The following is a 19207-nucleotide window of genomic DNA, read 5'->3' on the forward strand; positions in this document are numbered from 1 at the left end:
CTGGTTTTTGTTTCTCACTTTCGTTTCGTTCGTATCCCGGACCCTGTTGCCACAACCAGGCCGCCGAGCACATCTGCAATCAAGTCGGTCATCGTATCCTTGTTTCCGCCGCCCTGCAAAGTAGTGCCAAAAAATTGGTCACCCGAAAACTCATAGATCTCCCACATTACACCGCCAAGCGCGGCAAACCCAAGCACAAATAAAAATACAAACCATGCGGAGATCGCCTTGCCCGCATCCCGGTGCACAAGCCGTTCATAAAGTGCGATCGCGGCAAATCCAAGAAGAAGGCCACTCACGAAATGCAGGAAGGTGTCCCACCAGCCTAAGCCGTACCAGCCACGGATCGATCCGAAATATTGGGAGCCGGTTAAAAAAAGAAAATAAGAAATGACAAGGGGCAGGTGGAACCGAAGGCGCGGAACCCACGAAAGGATAAGCGGAATTGCGCCCGAGATCACCCCGCCCGCAGCGACCGCAGCCTTCCAGGACGCGCCGGCCGTATATTGCATGGCGCATAAAACGGCCATCCACAGTACATAAACCAAGCTGATTCCAAACACAATTTTCCGGTCCATATTTCCACTTTCTTTCTTATACATTTTGTTTCCTGAATCCAGTATATATCGCAATCAGCACCCCGCCAAAAAATCCGGCCAGCAAGTCCACCATCGTATCGGTATTGCCGCCACGCTGCATCGTATGGGAGGCAATTACATCCCCCAAAAATTCATACATCTCCCAAAGAACGCTCCCTGTTATCGCAAGCCCGAGGGCAAACAATGCGGGAATCAAGCGCGACATGCCCCGCCTTGCCGCCTCCGGAACCAGTATTTTATACAGCGTAACGCCGATACAAGCTGTAAAAATGCCCTTATAAAAGTGAACGGACGTGTCCCACCACGAAAAACGCCCGTAAAATCCGGCGATCGAACCGAGGCAGATGGAGCAAATCACGAAAATATACCAGCCAATAATCGAGGGCGTATTGATTCGGTTATGTTTTAAAAATAATAAGCCGAGCGGCAGCGTACTTAACACAATCCCGCCGGCCGCAATTCCCCACCGCAATGTATCATGCTTTATAATAAAATAGACCATAAGCCCGGCCAAAAGCAACATCATGCCGGTACTGAGCAGTATAATGATGATGCGTTTCACCTTTCCACCCCGTTCTGTTCTTTTCCAAAAATAGGATACCCTTTCTTTTTCCATTTCATCCTCTATAAAATGAACATAGGGTTTGCTGAACGAATCCGATTCTGCGTTTGTACCCAATTTGTCAGCAAGCTCTATCTAGAAGAATCCATCTGCGAAAATGCGATTCTGGTGCAAGCTTTTCCCTGGATTTTTTATAAAATCCTTGCACCTTGCATTAAATTTTTGCTTAAGCTGTCAGCATCCTTGCCCAAATTTAGGAATTTTGCTTATTCAGCAAACCCTATGTTAAGGAAGCATGGAAAAAAGACGTTGCTCCTTTACATAGAGCTCGTCTACGTTAAGAAAGCACGAAAAAACGAAGACCTTCCTTCACATAGGGCGCGTCTAAGTTAAGAAAACACGGAAATTCGATGACCCTCCTTCACATAGAACCCGTCTACGTTAAGAAAGCGCGGTAATACAAAGGCCTTCCTTCACATAGAACCCGTCTACGTTAAGGAAGCACGGAAATTCGAATGCCTTCCTTTACATAGAGCCCGTCTATGTTAAGAAAGCGTAGAAAAATGACGTTGTTCCTTCACATAGAAGGCGTCTACATTAAGAAAGCACGAAAAAACGAAGGCCTTCCTTCACATAGAACCCGTCTATATTAGGGTTTGCTGAACCCCGGATCCAATTCTGCGTTTGTACCCAATTTGTCAGCAAGATCTAGAAGAATCCATCTGCGAAAATGCGATTCTGTCTTCTCTATACGTTGGATCAACTTTTTCATGGGTCTTTCATAAAACCCTTGCATTTAAATTTTTTCCTAAGCTGTCAGCATCCTTGCCCACATCTATGAATTTTGCTTATTCAGCAAACCGTACATAGATTTTTCTCGTCAAAATTCAAGGTTAGATATGGCTTTTGGCAACGCATAAGGAGCAGGAATGTTAAGCCCAACTTATATAGCCGACAAACCGCCTGATCGTAAAAACATCCGTATGAGCGGCGTTTTCTTTTCCAAAAAGTATTTAAAACATTTCAATTTTAATGATAAAATAAGCTAGGGAGGTGTTTTATGAAAAAAGTTTTGTTTGCATGCTTGGCCCTGCTGTTGCTCTGTGTTCTCACCGGATGGAATCTGCTTGGGAAAAGCGGGAAGCCTGCCAATGCCAACACATTTAAACCGGCAAAACTAACGGCAAATGAAGAAGCCATTTTACACGCTTCAACGGACAACTCTTTTCTTTATCAATACCGTGTCGACCCTAACAAGTATAAATCCGTTAGAATCTGGCTGGAAGAATACAAATACGGAAAATTGGTGAATGACCATCTTTTTGAACTAGAAGGGGAAGCGGGGAAGAAAGGGACAATTATGTTCACAGCCTCTCCGGTAAGCGAAAACAGCAAACGTTATAAGGTCATCGAAGGCATCTATACGGGTAAAGGCAATACCACTTTCAGCACATTTAAAACTTTCCCGGCAGCAGGGGATAAAGACATCAACGCGTTTTCCTTGAGCGGCGTTGACAGCGCGGAATCGGCAAGCGGCAAAAAGATTTTAGGAGCCATTGGTTTTTCAAAAGATGATTCTGCCCCGGCCCCTCCGCTTCATGACTTTGAAGACCTGAAAAAACACAAAAAGGAAATACAATCTTACGCAACCCTTTTAGTGGTGCGGTGCGAATTTAAAAATAACAAGCGCAGCGCATGAACAGACGGCGGGTCATGATATCCGCCGTTTCCCTGTAATTACCGCCATGTGCGGACAGAAAGGAGCGGATGCGCATTTTGCTGCTTTTCAGTGCACACAAAAAAGACGCTGAGACACATCTCAACGCCCTTATGAGCGGAGCTTTTCAGCGTGCCTGTGGTTCTTTTTCGCGGCCGTTTTTATCTACAAAATCTTCGTGGTGCGTAGAATACATGGCCATCGGTTCTGCATCCGGGCACATATAGCGGACGGCGCTGTTTAAAGCAACCGGGCCTTCCGCAAACCCCCCGGCAATCAATTTTAATTTGTGCGGGTAAATTGCCGCATCCCCTGCCGCGAAGATCCCGGGTATATTCGTTTCCATCGCGCCATTGACCTCGATCCGCTCGTCTTTCATTTTAAGACCCCAGTTTAAAATGCCGCCATAATCACCCTGAATGCCGTGGTTCACGACAACTTCATCGGCTTCAAGCCATATTTCTTCGCCCGTCCCGACCTGTTTCACCGCAACGCGTTCGATCCTATTACCAGTCCCGTGCAGAGCTGAAATGCAGTAAGGGGTAAAAAGGCGTGCATTTTTCACCATTTCGGACACATCGTATTCATGCCCGCTGAATGCTTCCCGCCTGTGGACGATCGTAATGCTTTCGGCGATCCCGGCCAGTTCGTTTGCCCAGTCGACTGCCGCATTCCCGCCGCCAGAAATCAGCACCCGCTTGTTGCGGAAACGATTCAAGTCATCAACGGCATAATGGAGATTGCCGGATTCATAGCGCTCTGCCCCCGGAATATCAAGCTTAATCGGTTTAAAAATGCCCGCCCCGACAGTGAGGATAACCGTTTTGGTCAAGTGAAGGCCGCCATTTTCCGTACTTAACATAAAGATACCGTCCGGGCGCCGCTGTAATCCGGATACATGCTGATGAAAAAGGATCGTTGGCGAAAAAGTTTCCGCCTGCCGGATCAGTTCCTTAACAAGATCCCCGCCTGTTATTTTCCGGATCCCGCCAATATCCCGCAATGTTTTTTCCGGATAAAACATCGTGATTTTTCCGCCCAGCTGGCCGCTAGATTCCAGCACTTTCGTCTTTAATTTTCGCATGCCGCTGTAAAACGCCGTAAACAAGCCAATCGGCCCACCGCCAATAATGGTTACATCGTATATTTCATGGTCCAATGCCAAGATCCTCCATTCCCGCTCATAAAGAAAGTGGCTACGCCATTTGTGCACGTACTTCTTTATACGGTTTAATCAAATCATAGGAAAGGCAAACCGGTTTTTTGCACCTCGGATCAACTGCAATTTGGGCATCTAATCCGAAACATTCCCGCATCATTTCCACTGTCACCACAGCTTCGGGGCTGCCTTCGTAAAGGATTTCGCCATCTTTCATGGCAACGATATGGTCCGCAAAACGGGCCGCCTGGTTTAAATCGTGCAGCACCATTACGATCGTGCGGTGTTCCATTCTGTTCAGTTCCTTCAAGAGTTCCAGCACTTCCAGCTGATGTGACAGGTCCAGATAGGTTGTCGGTTCATCCAGTAAAATCATTTCGGTATCCTGCGCAAGTGCGAGCGCAATCCAGACCCGCTGCCGTTGTCCGCCTGAAAGCGCATCCACAGGGCGGTCTTTCAATTCTTCCGTTCCCGTCATTTCAAGGGCCCTGTAAATTGCTTTCCAATCTTCACGATTCAGTTTTCCAAACCTTTTTTGGTGTGGATACCTGCCATAAGATACAAGTTCTGACACCGTCAGTCCTTCCGGCACACTCGGAGACTGGGGCAAAATCGCAAGCTTTTGCGCAATTTTCTTTGTTGATTGTTTTGCCAGCTCTTTTCCATCCAAATAAACGGATCCGTTTTTCGGAAAGAGGATGCGCGCCAATGCCTTTAACAAAGTGGATTTGCCACATCCGTTCGGGCCGATGATCGCCGTCATTTTTCCGGCTGGTATATTTAAATTTAAGTTTTTAATAATTTCATGGTCTCCATAGGCAACTTTTAAATTTTCTGCACAAAGCTTTGGCATCTCAGTTCCTCCTATGAATCTATCATTAAATGAAAATGATTCTTAATATCATTTTTATTCTATAAGGTTTTCAAATGGGTGTCAAATCGGCTTTTCGCCGGTAATCTCCAGGTTTTTCCGCAATTTAAGCATTTCCTGCTGCCCTTCCTGTACTTTTGAAATTTTGCAATTTTTTTCGGAGGAAAGGCTCTCCTTTTTTGGGCCTTTCCAGTTGGAATAAGGGTGTTCTTCCCCCGTATCCGCATGATGCCGGGTTTGGAAACATCAATATGTTCTTCCCGCAGCCAAAGCCGTCCATGCAACATGGACGGCAGGCCGCGAAAAGGATTATTTGATCGTTTTTAATACATCCCGGATCATCTCTTTGTTTGCAATCGCGCCAGAGTAAAGCCAGCCGGTATTAGCAGAAAATTCAGCTACATGGTGTTTCTTGACGGCAGGAATGCTTTTCCATAATGCATTGTCCAGCTCTGTTGCGTGGGTTTTATCGCTGTTAATCAGAAAAATATAGTCTGCATCCAGCTCGGTTAATTTTTCAAGCGAGATGGCATTCCAGTTGCTGGTTGCTTTTGCAGAAATTTCATTTACAACGGCCGGCACCTTCAAGCCCAAATCATTGTATAGGACGTCTCCGCTTGATACATTTTTCGATACGATAAAGAATTTATTGTTCACAAGCCAGATTGCAGCGGCAGAAGGCGCTTTTCCTTTTTTTGCCAGTTGTGCTTTTGCTTTCTTGGCTGTTTTTTCATAATCTGCGAGCACTTGTTTTGCCTTTGCTTCCTTGTTCAACACTTTCCCAACAGTAAGCAGTTCTTTTCTCCAGTCACTGTTTTGCTTTTTGCTTACGACAAAGGTCGGAGCGATTTTGCTGTATTGTTCATACTTCCCGCCTTCCACCATACTGGCATCGTCAATCAGGATTAAATCCGGCTTGAATTTTTGCACTTGTTCATAAGGCAGGTCGTAAGAAATAGCCGGTACCCCTTTCAGTAAATCGTCCTGCAAATATTCCTGAATGCCGTTGCTGACACTCCATTGTGCGACAGGCTTCACCCCGAGTGCAACAAGATGGTCTTCCAAATAAGTCGCAATGACGCGTTTCGGATGAGCCGGCACTTTTACTTTATGCCCCATCACGTCTGTTACCGTCCGGGTTTTTGAACCGCCGGCAGGCTTGTTTCCGTTTCCATTTCCGGACTGGCTGTTCCCGCAGGCAGCAAGGGCAACGGACAGAAAGACAATCCCGCATATTTGGAAAATCTTTTTTAATTTTAGATTGTAAGACATTTTCATCCCCCTGGCATTATGTTAAAATATTGTAGACAGATAAATGATAATGATTATCAACATCAATTAAAGCGAAAATTTTTCATTCTGTCAATCTTTTTTCTTTTTGAATCATAAATTTTTAACCGTATCGAAATAGAAGGAAGGAAGTCAGGGATGGCAAAAGCGCACACAAGTAAAGCGGCACACCGCGTGCAGGATCAACCGTATAAAAAACGACTGGCTTATTTTATCCTCGGCTTCGGGTGGATTTTTATCATACTTGCCGTCGCGGGTTCCATTCAATTGGGTGCATCGAATGTCGGCTATACAACTGTATGGAAAAGTTTGTTTTTTTATGATGCAAACAACCCGGCCCATGTCGTCATCCATGAATTGCGGCTGCCGCGTGCCATTGCCGCTTTATGCGTCGGTGCCGGGCTGGCCGTTTCCGGTTCGGTCATGCAGGGAATGACGCGAAATCCGCTCGCATCCCCGTCTATTTTGGGGGTAACCTCGGGATCCCTTTTTCTTATGGCGATTGCCTATGCTTTTTTTCCGGGCATTTCTTACAAGAGCCTGATTTTCATATCTTTTGCCGGAGCCGGTTTGGGGGCGGCCCTCGTTTTTTTAATCACAGCTTTATCCAGAGGCGGGAACACCACTGTGAAGCTGGCGCTTGCCGGATCAGCCGTTACTTCTCTGCTTAGCGCCTTATCTACGGCGATCGGGCTTCGTTTCAACATATCAAAAGATTTGAGCTACTGGTATGCAGGCGGCGTGAGCGGTGTGCAATCCAGCCAGCTCAAGTATGTCATTCCGGCCATCATTGCCGGTGTGATTATCGCCATTGCCATCTCGCGCGCCGTCACCATTTTAAGCCTCGGGGAGGAAATCGCAAAAGGACTCGGCCAAAATACGGTATTTGTTTATATCGCAGGCATTGTGGCCGTTCTTTTGCTGACAGGGGCGGCTGTATCCATTGCCGGGATGATCGGGTTTGTCGGATTGGTCATCCCGCACATTACCCGCTTCCTTGTCGGATCGGATTATAGTTTGATCATCCCTTGTTCAGCGATTCTGGGCGCCCTTTTGTTGATCATTGCCGATGATGCTGCAAAAATGATCAATGCCCCTTTTGAAACACCAGTAGGCGCAGTAACCGCCATCATCGGCGTCCCATTCTTTCTCTATTTGGCACGAAGAGAAGGGGGCGGATTGTAGTGGAAAAACGGCTTGCAACCGACAAACGGAAATTCAGCATGCTTTGCACTATCCTACTTGTTTTGCTGATCGTCCTCTTTTTTGCCAGCATCCGGACGGGCACGATGAACATTCCGTTTCCGCAAATATGGTCTGCCTTTTTCGGCAGTGATGTTGGCAACCAGCGGATGACCTTGTTTGAATTCCGTCTGCCCCGGATCGTGCTCGCGATGCTGATTGGCGCCGGAATTGCCGTTTCAGGCGGCATTCTCCAGAGCATTTCCAGAAACCCGCTTGCAGATCCCGGCATTATCGGCGTGAATGCAGGGGCAAGCTTTTCCGTTGTATTATATACATTCTTTTTTAAAGGCACGGCCTTTCTTGCCGGGGTAGTTTCTATTTTTGTCATGCCGTTTTTCGCATTAACCGGCGCCTTTCTTTCGGCGATCCTCGTCTATTTGCTTGCCAAAAAAGGCGGAAGCGTGGCGCCCGGTCGTCTCGTTCTAACAGGTATTGGATTAAATGCGGCTTTTAATGCGGCAACAACAGTCCTGCAAATGAAAATGGATCCCCAAGATTTTACAAAAACGCTGACCTGGATATCCGGAAGCATTTGGGCAACAAACTGGGATTATGTCCTTGTCACTTTGGCCTGGCTGGTTGTTCTGCTCCCATTTGCTATATACAAAGCCCGTTACTTGAATATTATGCGTCTGGATGAGCCGGTCATCACAGGGCTCGGGGTGCCGCTTGAAAAAGAAAGGCTGAAACTTCTCGGGACCGCGGTCGGGCTGGCCGGATGCTGTGTAGCGGTCGGGGGCGGGATTACGTTTCTCGGCCTGATTGCGCCCCACATTGCCCGCGGGATTATGGGGACAAAACATGAATTTTCCCTGCCCTTAACGGCGCTGATTGGGGCAAACATTTTGCTTTTGGCTGATACAGTCGGGAGAGTCGTGATACCTTCCATGGAACTGCCGGTCGGGATTGTCATTTCAATCCTCGGCGCACCATACTTTATTTATCTGCTGATACGGACAGCATAATGCATAATAGTAAAGCACACGGAAGTCCCTTATTCATTCCGTTGGAAAAATTTTGCACATGCCCAGAGCGGAAAGATATTTACAATTTTTAAATTTTTCGCTACGATAACAACAGTGATAAAAAAGGAAGGCTGATTTTATGATATTCGGGCTCGATCCATCCATGTTGGCACTGTTAGTTGGTTTTGGGTTTTGTGCAGCTTTTATTGATTCTGTTGTCGGCGGGGGCGGCCTGATTGCCCTGCCTGCCCTGCTGTTTACTGGGCTTTCGCCGTCTGCAGCGGTTGCTACCAACAAACTCGCGGGGACAATGGGGTCATTTACAAGCACATTTGTATTTTATCGTTCCGGGAAACTTGATTTATCTTCCATTTATAAAATGTTTCCGCTCACCTTTTTCGGTTCGATGCTCGGCGCTTACACCGTCCATCTCATGGATCCGGATGTGTTAAAACCATTGATGCTGATCATGCTTGCCGCAGTCGGCATCTATACGGTGACGAAGAAAGACTGGGGAAAAATCATGGCGTATAAAAAGTTATCCGTCCGCCGGCTGATTTTGTTTACGGCACTCATTTTTCTGATCGGTTTTTACGACGGATTTCTCGGCCCGGGCACCGGTTCCTTTTTAATGTTTGCCTACCTCATGATCGGGTTTGACTTTTTAAAAGCAGCCGGAAACGCGAAGTTTTTAAATTTTGGCAGCAATATCTCGGCCCTCCTTATGTTTATTTTTTTAGGGCAGGTTCATTATGCCTACGGGATTCCGATGGGCCTTGGGCAAATCGCCGGCTCCATCATCGGCTCGCGGTTCGCGATCAAAAAGGGGAGCGGCTATGTGCGCGCGCTGTTTATCGCCGTCACATTTTTGCTGCTTGCCAAAAATACATATGATTATGTACACGCGTTTCTTTTCGGCTGACAAAAAGGTTAGATGAAGGATCACGTTTTTGCCATGCAACCCGGGGGATGCTTTTTGTGCAGCTCGCCGGGATTTTTTATGGAGGTGTTTGAAATGAACAAGTCCTGGCTCATTGTTCTTGTTGGTGCTTTTTTCGAAGTCTTTTGGGTCATCGGGCTAAAGCATGCGGATAATTTGTTAGAATGGGCGGGCACGCTGGTTGCCATTACTGCAAGCTTTTACGCACTCATTGCGGCAAGCAAGGATTTGCCGGTCGGAACGGTGTATGCCGTTTTTGTCGGGCTCGGCACAGCCGGAACGGTTTTTTCCGGAATCGTATTTTTCGGCGAGCCGTTCAGTTTCATAAAAATTGTTTTGATTTTCATTCTGCTGGCGGGCATTATCGGCTTAAGGATTGCGGAAAATGAAAAAAGCAGCGGGGAGGCGGATTCTTGATGGCTTGGGCTTCTCTACTCATTGCAGGGTTATGTGAAATGCTCGGCGTGGCCGCCATGAATATGGTAAACCGCCGCCGCAATCTGCAGTCTGTGCTGCTCATGGTGCTTGCTTTCGGCGGAAGTTTTTTGTTTATGTCGTTTGCGATGCGGACATTGCCGATGGGCACGGCCTACGCCGTCTGGACAGGAATCGGTGCAGCAGGGGGCGCAATTGTCGGCATGTTATTTTTTGGAGAATCAAGAGACTGGCGGAGAATTGTTTTTATCACGATGATTTTAGGCGCAGCGGTCGGGCTGAAGCTGGTATCATGACCGCCACGCGGTGTTATGCATGTTTTCCTTTTAACGCCAAAATGAAAATGGTGCTGATAATCATCAGCGCACCGGCCCAGTCAAAAAAACCGAGCGGAACATGGAGCCACACCACAGTTAAAAATGCGGCGGAAAGCGGCTCTGCTGTGGCAAGTACGGTTGTTTCTGATGCACTTAAATATTTCAGCCCTTCCAAATAGCAAAGAAAGGCAACCAGCGTTCCAAATAAAATGACAAAAGCAATCCCCGGCACCGCGGCCGGAGAAAAGTTCCCAGCTGCATGCCACGGCGGATGAATGAAACTTAAGACCGCGCCCCCAATTAGCATCCCCCAGCCGACGGTTACGTCCGCACCCCATAGGTGAAGGAGCTTTATCGGCTGGAGTGTGTAAAAAGCAGCGGTAAAAGCCGTTAAAATACCCCAGAAAAGCGCTTTTCCCGAAATGGATAGCGTCGTAAAACTGCCGTGTGTGACAAGCAAAAATGTTCCGGCAACTGCAAGAAAGACGGCAAATAACGTACGCCGGCCAGGCATTCTCCTGAATCGGGCGGCCAGAAAACACGGCACAATGACACACTCGAGGCTTTGCAAAATGGTTGCTGTTGCTGCATTGCCGTACCGGATAGCGGCAAAATAGGTGTACTGGACGCCGAGCATGCCGAAAACCGCAAAAAAAATCAGATCTCTCCGTGAAGCCGGGTCTTTCCATACCCCTGTGACACGATTTCTTTCTCTTCCGTAACAAAATCCGAGCAAAAGCAGGCCGGATACAAGCAGCCGCATGACCGTGAGCCATTGCATATCCATTTGCAAATGCTGGAACAAATATTGCGCAATCGTACCGGATACACCCCATAGTACCGCGCCTGATAAAACAAGCGCGATTCCTTTCGCTCGTAGTGTATGCGCTTCTGTTGCAAGCTGCTGGACAACTTTTTCCAATCTATTCCCCATCTTTCTATTCTGTTTGGCTGTCTTGTGGAAATGGCGGTCCGCATCCGTGCCGGTTGCCCGGAAGATGCTTTCCATGCTGCTTGATTGTTTTTACCCGGCGCATCTTTCAAGGACCGATGCCGCGCTAGGCTTTACTGCTGTTTTACTTTCTCCCTGAATTTTTCCGGCATCATCACCATGATAACTTCCCCTGTTACGACCACTTTATCTTCCGCAAATACTTCTGTGTTGATCCGGTACTTTTTCGGATGAATCTCGGTAACGGTTCCTATTGCCTTAAGCGGCACACCAAGCGGGGTAGGGTGTTTATATTCCACTTTTAATGTGCCGGTTACAAACCGCGGCGGCTCTGTCCCGTCGCCAAGTTCGTTGCCGTTTTTCCGGAGCACATACAGCGATGCGGAACCGGCGCTATGGCAGTCAATCAGCGATGCTACGATCCCTCCGTAGGCAAACCCCGGGATCCCCCCCATATATTCAGGAAGCGGCGTATAAATCGTGATGGTTTTGTCCCCCAGCCAGCCCGTGCGAAAATGATGGCCTTTTTCATTCAGCCGCCCGCAGCCGTAACAAGTTGCAAATGAATCGGGATAGTAATCCTGAACTGCCTTTGTAACACTTTCCTCCATTTCCTCACCCCTTTTTTATTCTATTTAAAATTATAATACATTTTGCACGAAATTTTAACAGCTGTATTTTTAGAAAGTTTGGCCATATAAAAAGCACCGGCAAACAGATGTCCGGTGAAAATCTTTTTTTACTTATAAATTTTCCAGTTGCTGTTTTATTTTTTCCACTTCTCTCTGGCTCAGGCCAGTTTTTTCCACAATTAATTGAAGCTCCATACCCTCTTGCAACATTTTGATGGCAATTGGAATCGTTTGTAACATTTCTTTTCTCTCTTCTTCTCTTCCCTTCTCTACTCCTATTTCAATTCCTTCCTCTTTCCCCTTCTTATACCCGCGGTCAAAATAGGAATTCGGCAGCTTCAATACTTGCTCTGCCTCGTCATAACTCGGGTTCAAGGCTTTTCCCCTTCTATCTGCCTTTTGATCTTCATGATCTCGTCTTCACTCAAGCCGGATCCCTGGGCAATGACCTTCACATCCACTTGATTTTTTAGAAAATTGATAATCAATCGTTCTCTTTCTTTTTCTCTGCCTTCCTCTTTCCCCTTCTTATACCCGCGGTCAAAGTAAGAATTTGGCAAGTCCAGGACAACTTCTTTTCCATCCACACCAGGCAGCCTGACTTCCATCTTATGAATGCTCCAATTGTTGTTTTATTTTTTCCACTTCTCTCTGGCTCAGGCCAGTTTTTTCCACAATTAATTGAAGCTCCATACCCTCCTGCAACATTTTGATGGCAATTGGAATCGTTTGTAGCAATTCTTTTCTTTCTTCTTCCCTTCCTTCTTCTCTGCCTTCCTCTTTCCCCTTCTTATACCCGCGGTCAAAATAGGAATTCGGCAGCTTCAATACTTGCTCTGCTTCGTCTGGATCCAGCATTTTAATGTTTTCCATTACTTCCGCCTCCTCTTTTTCGTTCAATTTTAAATAATAATCAAAGAAACCGTGTAACAGCCTCATTTTTGCAGGGTCAAGTTCCATCCGGGCCAGCATCCGCAGAAACTCCAGTTTGACCTGCACCCGTTCTTTTTCTGTATACCCCATTTTGCTTAATAATGCCGCGGCAACAGGGTTGTTGCTCCGGATATAATTTCTCCAATTTTGTTTCATCAGATGAATGGATAAATAGTGAAAACGAAGAATTTCAATGTTGTGGAACGCAAAGGTGTACGTATCAGGGGTTTCTGTTTTCTCCTCGTAACTAAAAACGGCAATCGGCAATACCGGTTTCCGGTGCCGGAGACTGATCATCATGTAGTAACGAAACATGCGTTCAGGAAAAGGTTTCTCGTAATACGACTGCGGCTCTACATGGATGAGAATCACGGTATCTTTGCCTTTTACCTTCGTTTCGGCAAGGATGTCAACCCGTTTTTGCTCACCGCCCGGAAAGTCCGTAAACTGTTCCTGCGACAAAAACCGCACCCGGCGGTAGTCGAGATCCGCTGAAAGATCCGGGAAAAACGCCTCCATAAACTCCTGAAAAAAGTTTTGGATCAGCTCCTTAAAAAAACGATCATGCACGTGATAACCGGCATGTTTTTCCATTACAAGTTCCAAAGGCAGCACTCCTTTTCTTATTTTTCAGTTTTATTATAAAGGACAAACGTTCGTTTTTCAAGTGGTGGGCACACTATTTTTTCAAATTTCATCTGCCATGCCCTCAGAACAGGAGGGGCAGACGCAAAACCATCATTCTATCTGCATGCTAACTTTTTCCTTCCGGGAAGCCCTGATGTAAAATAGAGATACAAAATTCATCTTAACTGCTTTGCCATACAAATTTACCCTACGTTCACTCTATACAGCAGAACAGGAAGTGGTGAACATGTCTGCCATTTTATTCTGGTTTATTTTATGCGGCCTGCTGACGGGATTCGTCCTTTTCCGTAAGCGCCCTTTACCGCAAGCACACGGCACAGCCGGGCGGGAAAAGATATCCGTTATTATTCCGGCAAGAAATGAAGAAAACACCCTGCCTGCCCTGTTGGATTCTTTAAACAAGCAAACAACCAAACCCGGTGAAATCATTGTGGTGGACGACCATTCCGAAGACAAAACAAAAGAAACAGCAGAAAAATTCGGTGTCACCGTCGTTTCTGCGCCTGATCTTCCGGATGGATGGACCGGAAAAACGTGGGCCGTCTGGAACGGTTACGTGAAATCCACCGGGGATCTGCTTATCTTTCTCGATGCCGACATCCGCCTTGCTGAACACGCCATCAGCTCTCTTGTTACAGCACAAAAACAGCAGGGAGGCGCCATCTCTGTCGTTCCATACCATCTTACTGAAAAATTTTATGAGAAACTGGCAATGGTTCTGAACCTGCTCGGGATTTTCTCATTCACCTCGCCGTTTGAGCGCCTAAACCGACAAAAAGGGCTTTATGGTGCCTGTATTTGTGTATCAAGAGAAGATTATGACAAAATTGGCGGGCACGGGAATATCCGCGCTGAAATGCTGGACGACCTGAACTTAGGCGCCCGTTTTCAACAGGCTGGCATTCCGGTCACCAATTTTACCGGAAGCGGGCTCGTCTTCTTCCACATGTATCCCGGCGGTTTCAGCCATGAGCTGCAAGGATTTGCAAAAGGGGCGGTGTTAAGCACATCAGCCATTCATCCTTTTACAATTGCGGCTGTAGTTTTCTGGATTCTCGGTCTGCTCATATCCGAGCTCGGCTGCTTCTCCGGCATCCCTTACTTTGTTGCGGGGTATTTGCTGTATGCCGCCCAAATCTATTATTTTAACCGGCATACGGGAAACTTTGGCATCCTGCATCCTTTATTTCACTTTTTATCGATGATTTTTTTCCTGGTTGTCATCCTGTATTCCCTTTATCAGTCCCATTTTCGTAAAAAAGTGCTTTGGAAAGGCAGATACATTGATGTGGGAAGGGGGCAAAACAAATGACTTTTTTATTATCAGCACTTTGTTTTCTTTCCGGTTCGCTGATGTTTTCTTACTGGATCGGCTTGTTATTAAACGTCAATATTCGCAAAACCGGGGACGGAAACCCTGGTGCAGCAAACCTTTGGAAAAAAGCCGGTTACAAATTTGGGCTGCTTGGCATTGCGGGTGACTTCGGCAAAGGTTTTCTTCCAGTTTGGCTGATCATAAAATCGGGGGCGGTCCCATCGCACAAGGCGTTGATTCCCATTGCCCTGGCACCGATTGCCGGGCATGCCTTTTCCCCTTTTTTAAAGGGAAACGGTGGAAAAGGCCTTGCCGTAAGCTTCGGCGTATGGAGCGCATTGACCAAATTTCGCATATCCCTCACTTATGCCGTTATTCTTGCATGCTTTTATGTCCTAGCAAAGGTGGTGAAAAAAGGCAAAAAAACAACCAGCAGTGAAGACAGCCTGCAAACGACAACCGGATTCCTGCTGCTATCCCTCTTTCTCATTTTTCAAAAATATCCTCGTTTTCTCTTATGGATCTGGCTGGGCAACTTCATCATCCTGCTGTGGAAAAATAAAAAAGCGCTCATGCGTTTGAAAAAGGAAAAGCATTTCACCACGTAATTGGGGCTTGCTGAACGAATCCAATTCTGAGTTTGCACCCTATTTGTCCGTAAACGCTGTCTAAAAATATCTCGTTTGTATTGGCTTTTGAATGCAAGTTTTTCCCTAAATTGGTTGTAAACCCCTTGCATTTAAATTTTTGCCAAATCCGTCAGCATCCTTGCCAAATCTAGAAATTTTGCTTATTCAGCAAGCCCTAGTTGGCATGCAAAAAGCGGGAATCACTCCCGCTTTTTTGCTAGTGCCATCCATCAGATCTTTTTTTGCCGTTTTCTTTCCGAAAATATTTTTTCACCGTGCTGCAAACTGTGTTCTAGACAGATTACAGCTCATCAAATCCGTTCAAATCGCTCACTTTTGTATAAGAACGGGACTTTTGTTCAAAGAAATCCGTTTTGGTTGCATCGAAATTATCAGCATAGGCGCGAATCCATTTCATCGGATTTTCAACATGTTCCGGGTACAGCTCGCTTAATCCGATCATGCGCAGCATTTTATTGGCACGGTATTTAATAAAACCTGCCATTTCCTCAAGATCGATCCCTTCCACGTCCTGGAGCACGTATTCCGACCACTCGGTTTCCAAGTCAACGGACTCGCGGAACCGGGCATATACCCAATCGGAAAAGGCCGGCGTGTTCAATTCCGGATGTTCGGAAAGCACCGCGCGGATCAGTTCCGAAATAAAGCGCCCGTGTTCCAGCTCATCGCGGTTAATATAACTGATCATCGTCGATGTGCCGACCATTTTGTTCTGCCGCGCCAGATTATAAAAGAAAGCAAAACCGGAATAAAAGAACAACCCTTCCAGCAGTGTCGAATACACGAGCGTTTTCACAATATCTTCCACATCCGGCTGCTGGGCAAACGCATTGTATTGCTCCATCAGTTTTTTGTTTCGCTTTAGCAGCACCGGATCTTTCCGCCCGATTTCAAACGCTTCATTTTGTTTATCAAGGGACACGACGGACGATAAAATATAAGAATAACTCTCATTGTGGACAGCTTCCTGCTGGGCAATCACCGCCAAAATCGATTGGATGGACGGATCGGTCGCATACAGTGAAGCAAGCAAAATCGTCCTCGTTTGTGAAGAATCGAGCGTTGCCAGCAGGCTGATGATTTTCAAAAACGTTTCCTGCTCTTTTTCCGATAACAGCGGGAATTGTTTCACATCTGTTGACATATTCACTTCATCCGACTGCCAGTAATTCCCCAACAATCGTTTATACGTCTTATACCAGTGCGGATAAGCAAGATCATTCCAGTTTAAAATTCCGCTTGACTTTCCTCCGAATAAGGCAGTCGCTTTATTCGGGTGAACCGGATCCAACGTTTTCGCTTTTTCCAGCAAAGCGTTTGACATCTTCCAGCACTCCTTCTATCCATTTTTCCACTTCTTTTTCCTGGCTTCCCCTCGGAGACTGTTCAATTTTTAACGGTTCCCATGGGCTATTATAAAATTTTGCAAGTTTGCGGGCGGCCAGGCAGAATAAATCATCACCGCCAAATTGCGTTTCCCCCGTTCCAAACACAGCGACATTGGGAGGTTTCCAGCCAATTTCCAGAACAAAATCCTTCACTTCTTCAGGCGTGGCGCCCCGTTCCCATGTGAAAGTTCCGACCAGGATCAAATCATAGTCGCGCGGCGAAAACGGCGGGGAAATGCCGATTTCGTGCATGTCCACCGCCATCCCGCGCGCCCTGCACCAGGATGCCAGCAGTTCCGCCGTTTCTTTTGTATTGCCACTATAGGATAAGTACGCAATCAGCACTTTCAACTTTGGCACCACTCGCATTCTTCCACTTCATTGGAGGTCGAGCGCACATAATAGGTCGTTTTCAAGCCGGACTTCCAAGCTTGCAGATGGAGATCAAGCAACACTTGCGCGCGGATATTGTACGGCACATAAAAATTGAAAGAGATGCTCTGGTCAATATGTTTTTGCCTTGCCGCATTCTGCCGGACGGACCATCTTTGGTCAAGTTTATAAGCCGAACGGCGGTAAATGTTGTACGTCCGGTGGTCTAAATCAGGCGCTGTAACCGGAAATCTGTAATCCTTTTTTTCTTCCATATAATAAGGCTGGAAAACCGGGTCAATGCTTGCTGTCGAGCCGGCAATAATCGAAGTGGTCGCATTCGGTGCAACCGCCATTAAATATCCGTTCCGCAAGCCGTATTTTTTCACTTCTTCAGCAAGCGCCAACCAGCGTTCACTTGTGTAGCCTTTACCGGTAAAATAAGCGCCGGTGCTCCACTTGCTGCCTGGAAATGCCGGATAGCTGCCTTTTTCCCTGGCTAATTCCATGCTGCTTTTAATCGCATAGTAGGCAATGTTTTCGTACAGTTTATCCGCATATTCGACGGCTGCTTCCGTTTCCCATTCAATTCCCTCAAGTGCCAGCAAATGATGCCAGCCAAATGTGCCAAGCCCGACCGCACGGTACTTTTTGTTCGTGATTTGCACTTGTTTAATGGGCAACGTATTGACATCAATCACATGATCGAGCATGCGGACCTGGATGCGGATAAGCCGTTCGAGCACCCCGTCCGGGACAGCTTTCCCAAGATTGATGGAACTCAAGTTACAGACGACATAATCCCCGGAACGGTATTTCTTTACGATCACATTTTCTTCTTTGATCCATTCTTCAATCAGCTCAGTCGGGGACTGGTTCTGGGCAATTTCCGTGCATAAATTGGAGCAGTAAATGATCCCTTTGTGGCTGTTCGGGTTTTGCCGGTTCACTTCATCGCGGTAAAACATAAACGGCGCTCCTGTTTCAAGTTGCGATCTCATGATGCGCTTCATAATCTCGATCGCCGGAACTTTCCTTTTCGAACGGAGATCGGCATGGATGCACGCCTCATATTTTTCACGCCAGCTCCCTTTTCCCTTCTCTTCATCGTAAAAATCTTCAAGAGCAAACCCCATGACTTCTTTTACTTCATGCGGATCAAAAACATACCAGTCCCCGCGCTTTTCCACCTGTTCCATAAAATAATCTGGGATGCACACGCCTGTATAAATATCGCGGGCACGGAGCCGGTCATCGCCGTTATTTAACTTCAAATCGAGAAAATCTTCAATGTCGCGGTGCCACACATCGAGGTAGACGGTAATGGCGCCTTTTCTTGTCCCGAGCTGGTCAACGCTCACTGCCGTGTTGTTCAGTTGTTTGATCCACGGCACCACACCACTCGACATGCCCGGGAAACCTTTAATCGCGCTTCCCCGTCCACGGATTTTTCCCATATACACACCGATCCCGCCGCCGTTTTTCGAAAGCTGGGCGATGTCGGTGTTACTGTCATAGATTGATTGCAGGCTGTCCGCCACTGTATCAATGAAACAACTCGAGAGCTGGCCATGCGTTTTGCCCGCATTCGCGAGCGTCGGGGTTGCGACCGTCATGTACAGATTGCTGAGTGCCCAGTACGCTTCCTTCACATGTTCCATCCGGGTTTCCTGCTGTTCATCCTGCATCAGGTACATCGCAATCACCATCCAGCGCTCTTGCGGCAGTTCATAGACATGCTTTTCAAAATCACTTGCCAGATAACGGGTTACGAGCGTATAGAGGCCGGGATACGTAAAAAGCAAATCCTTCTCCGGGTCGATTAGGCGGCCGAGCGTTTCTATTTCCTGCTTTGTATATTTGTCAAGCAGTTTTGGAGAATAAATGCCTTTTTCTACCAGCTGCCTGATCAAATCATAGAAAGACCCGTACTTGAGGGTTGGATCATAATGCCGGTTTTTGGCGGCTTCGGCATAAAGCTTATGTAAGTAAATTCTCGCTGCAAAGAATGTCCAGGTCGCACCTGCTTCATCGATATTTTCAAGGGCATGTTTAATAAGTAGATCTGTTTTTTCCACCAAAGAGGCATCCTGGTCCCATAACTTTAAAATCTTTTCCTTATAAGCGCCGGTTTCAATCTCCAGGCCTGCAGACATTTGATCAATGAGCTGCAAAATCATTTCTTTTGATTCCAGTTGAATAGATATCACGTTTTCT

At 46.8% G+C, this 19207-nt stretch carries 21 protein-coding genes; 8 read left to right on the forward strand and 13 right to left on the reverse strand.

Translation table 11 applies throughout. The features are described from left to right. Positions 1-14: 14 nt before the first annotated feature. Positions 15-602, reverse strand: coding sequence for a hypothetical protein (locus ABR335_RS15860; protein ID WP_014096372.1), 588 nt, complete (start codon positions 600-602; stop codon positions 15-17). Beyond that, positions 595-1215 carry a hypothetical protein gene (locus ABR335_RS15865; RefSeq protein WP_014096373.1) on the reverse strand — a complete coding sequence of 207 codons (621 nt, stop codon included), beginning with the start codon at positions 1213-1215 and terminating at the stop codon, positions 595-597. Before ABR335_RS15865 ends, ABR335_RS15860 begins: the two co-directional genes overlap by 8 nt. Before the next feature lie 1006 nt (positions 1216-2221). Here ABR335_RS15865 and ABR335_RS15870 point away from each other — a divergent pair. Further along, positions 2222-2860: a hypothetical protein gene (locus ABR335_RS15870; protein ID WP_017550727.1), complete on the forward strand. Its 639-nt coding sequence runs from the start codon at positions 2222-2224 to the stop codon at positions 2858-2860. Between the two features lie 145 nt (positions 2861-3005). On the opposite strand, the gene ABR335_RS15875 is transcribed toward ABR335_RS15870, so the two are convergent. The 3 genes from ABR335_RS15875 to ABR335_RS15885 all read right to left on the reverse strand — a co-directional run bounded on the left by ABR335_RS15875 (position 3006) and on the right by ABR335_RS15885 (position 6180). Beyond that, positions 3006-4043 carry an NAD(P)/FAD-dependent oxidoreductase gene (locus ABR335_RS15875; protein WP_026685132.1) on the reverse strand — a complete coding sequence of 346 codons (1038 nt, stop codon included), beginning with the start codon at positions 4041-4043 and terminating at the stop codon, positions 3006-3008. Positions 4044-4074: 31 nt separating this feature from the next. Further along, positions 4075-4890 (reverse strand): ABC transporter ATP-binding protein, encoded by an 816-nt coding sequence (locus ABR335_RS15880; RefSeq protein ID WP_026685131.1) that lies wholly within the window; start codon positions 4888-4890, stop codon positions 4075-4077. A gap of 327 nt (positions 4891-5217) precedes the next feature. Further along, on the reverse strand, positions 5218-6180 hold the full coding sequence (locus ABR335_RS15885; protein ID WP_071452295.1) for an ABC transporter substrate-binding protein: 963 nt from the start codon (positions 6178-6180) through the stop codon (positions 5218-5220). Between the two features lie 156 nt (positions 6181-6336). Between ABR335_RS15885 and ABR335_RS15890 the strand changes: the two genes are divergently transcribed. The 5 genes from ABR335_RS15890 to ABR335_RS15910 all read left to right on the forward strand — a co-directional run bounded on the left by ABR335_RS15890 (position 6337) and on the right by ABR335_RS15910 (position 10079). Then, a complete protein-coding gene (locus tag ABR335_RS15890) occupies positions 6337-7383 on the forward strand; it encodes a FecCD family ABC transporter permease (protein ID WP_014096378.1) in 1047 nt (348 codons plus the stop codon). Continuing rightward, entirely contained in the window at positions 7383-8408 is a 1026-nt protein-coding gene (locus ABR335_RS15895; protein WP_014096379.1) for a FecCD family ABC transporter permease, read from the forward strand. The genes ABR335_RS15890 and ABR335_RS15895 overlap by 1 nt, the downstream gene beginning before the upstream one ends. A gap of 139 nt (positions 8409-8547) precedes the next feature. Continuing rightward, on the forward strand, positions 8548-9330 hold the full coding sequence (locus tag ABR335_RS15900; RefSeq protein ID WP_013858187.1) for a TSUP family transporter: 783 nt from the start codon (positions 8548-8550) through the stop codon (positions 9328-9330). Positions 9331-9423: 93 nt separating this feature from the next. After that, positions 9424-9765: a DMT family transporter gene (locus tag ABR335_RS15905; RefSeq protein WP_014096380.1), complete on the forward strand. Its 342-nt coding sequence runs from the start codon at positions 9424-9426 to the stop codon at positions 9763-9765. Beyond that, the gene (locus ABR335_RS15910; RefSeq protein ID WP_014096381.1) at positions 9765-10079 is read left to right on the forward strand and encodes a DMT family transporter; all 315 of its coding nucleotides are present in this window, start codon (positions 9765-9767) and stop codon (positions 10077-10079) included. The genes ABR335_RS15905 and ABR335_RS15910 overlap by 1 nt, the downstream gene beginning before the upstream one ends. Positions 10080-10092: 13 nt before the next feature. On the opposite strand, the gene ABR335_RS15915 is transcribed toward ABR335_RS15910, so the two are convergent. From ABR335_RS15915 to ABR335_RS15935, 5 genes are all read right to left on the reverse strand, one after another. After that, entirely contained in the window at positions 10093-11022 is a 930-nt protein-coding gene (locus ABR335_RS15915) for a DMT family transporter (protein ID WP_302466527.1), read from the reverse strand. Between the two features lie 143 nt (positions 11023-11165). Then, entirely contained in the window at positions 11166-11663 is a 498-nt protein-coding gene (locus ABR335_RS15920; RefSeq protein ID WP_014096383.1) for a PaaI family thioesterase, read from the reverse strand. 132 nt (positions 11664-11795) lie between these two features. Beyond that, positions 11796-12059, reverse strand: coding sequence for a hypothetical protein (locus tag ABR335_RS15925; RefSeq protein WP_014096384.1), 264 nt, complete (start codon positions 12057-12059; stop codon positions 11796-11798). Further along, positions 12056-12292, reverse strand: coding sequence for a hypothetical protein (locus ABR335_RS15930; RefSeq protein ID WP_014096385.1), 237 nt, complete (start codon positions 12290-12292; stop codon positions 12056-12058). Before ABR335_RS15930 ends, ABR335_RS15925 begins: the two co-directional genes overlap by 4 nt. A 1-nt stretch (position 12293) precedes the next feature. Beyond that, complete coding sequence (locus ABR335_RS15935) at positions 12294-13223, reverse strand: Rpn family recombination-promoting nuclease/putative transposase (RefSeq protein WP_265114519.1); 930 nt, start codon at positions 13221-13223, stop codon at positions 12294-12296. A gap of 268 nt (positions 13224-13491) precedes the next feature. Here ABR335_RS15935 and ABR335_RS15940 point away from each other — a divergent pair, with 268 nt between their 5' ends. Beyond that, positions 13492-14577, forward strand: coding sequence for a glycosyltransferase (locus ABR335_RS15940; RefSeq protein ID WP_014096387.1), 1086 nt, complete (start codon positions 13492-13494; stop codon positions 14575-14577). Beyond that, complete coding sequence (locus tag ABR335_RS15945) at positions 14574-15188, forward strand: glycerol-3-phosphate acyltransferase (RefSeq protein WP_014096388.1); 615 nt, start codon at positions 14574-14576, stop codon at positions 15186-15188. The genes ABR335_RS15940 and ABR335_RS15945 overlap by 4 nt, the downstream gene beginning before the upstream one ends. 322 nt (positions 15189-15510) lie before the next feature. Here the strand turns inward: ABR335_RS15945 and ABR335_RS15950 are convergent, their stop codons facing one another. From ABR335_RS15950 to ABR335_RS15960, 3 genes are read right to left on the reverse strand one after another with little or no spacing between them, the layout of a single operon-like run. After that, positions 15511-16554 carry a ribonucleotide-diphosphate reductase subunit beta gene (locus ABR335_RS15950; protein WP_014096389.1) on the reverse strand — a complete coding sequence of 348 codons (1044 nt, stop codon included), beginning with the start codon at positions 16552-16554 and terminating at the stop codon, positions 15511-15513. Beyond that, the gene (locus ABR335_RS15955; RefSeq protein WP_014096390.1) at positions 16499-16981 is read right to left on the reverse strand and encodes a flavodoxin; all 483 of its coding nucleotides are present in this window, start codon (positions 16979-16981) and stop codon (positions 16499-16501) included. Before ABR335_RS15955 ends, ABR335_RS15950 begins: the two co-directional genes overlap by 56 nt. After that, the gene (locus ABR335_RS15960; protein ID WP_017550091.1) at positions 16966-19200 is read right to left on the reverse strand and encodes a ribonucleoside-diphosphate reductase subunit alpha; all 2235 of its coding nucleotides are present in this window, start codon (positions 19198-19200) and stop codon (positions 16966-16968) included. The genes ABR335_RS15955 and ABR335_RS15960 overlap by 16 nt, the downstream gene beginning before the upstream one ends. Positions 19201-19207: the final 7 nt, after the last annotated feature.

The organism is Heyndrickxia faecalis (assembly GCF_040267745.1).
GTDB lineage: Bacteria > Bacillota > Bacilli > Bacillales > Bacillaceae_C > Weizmannia > Weizmannia faecalis.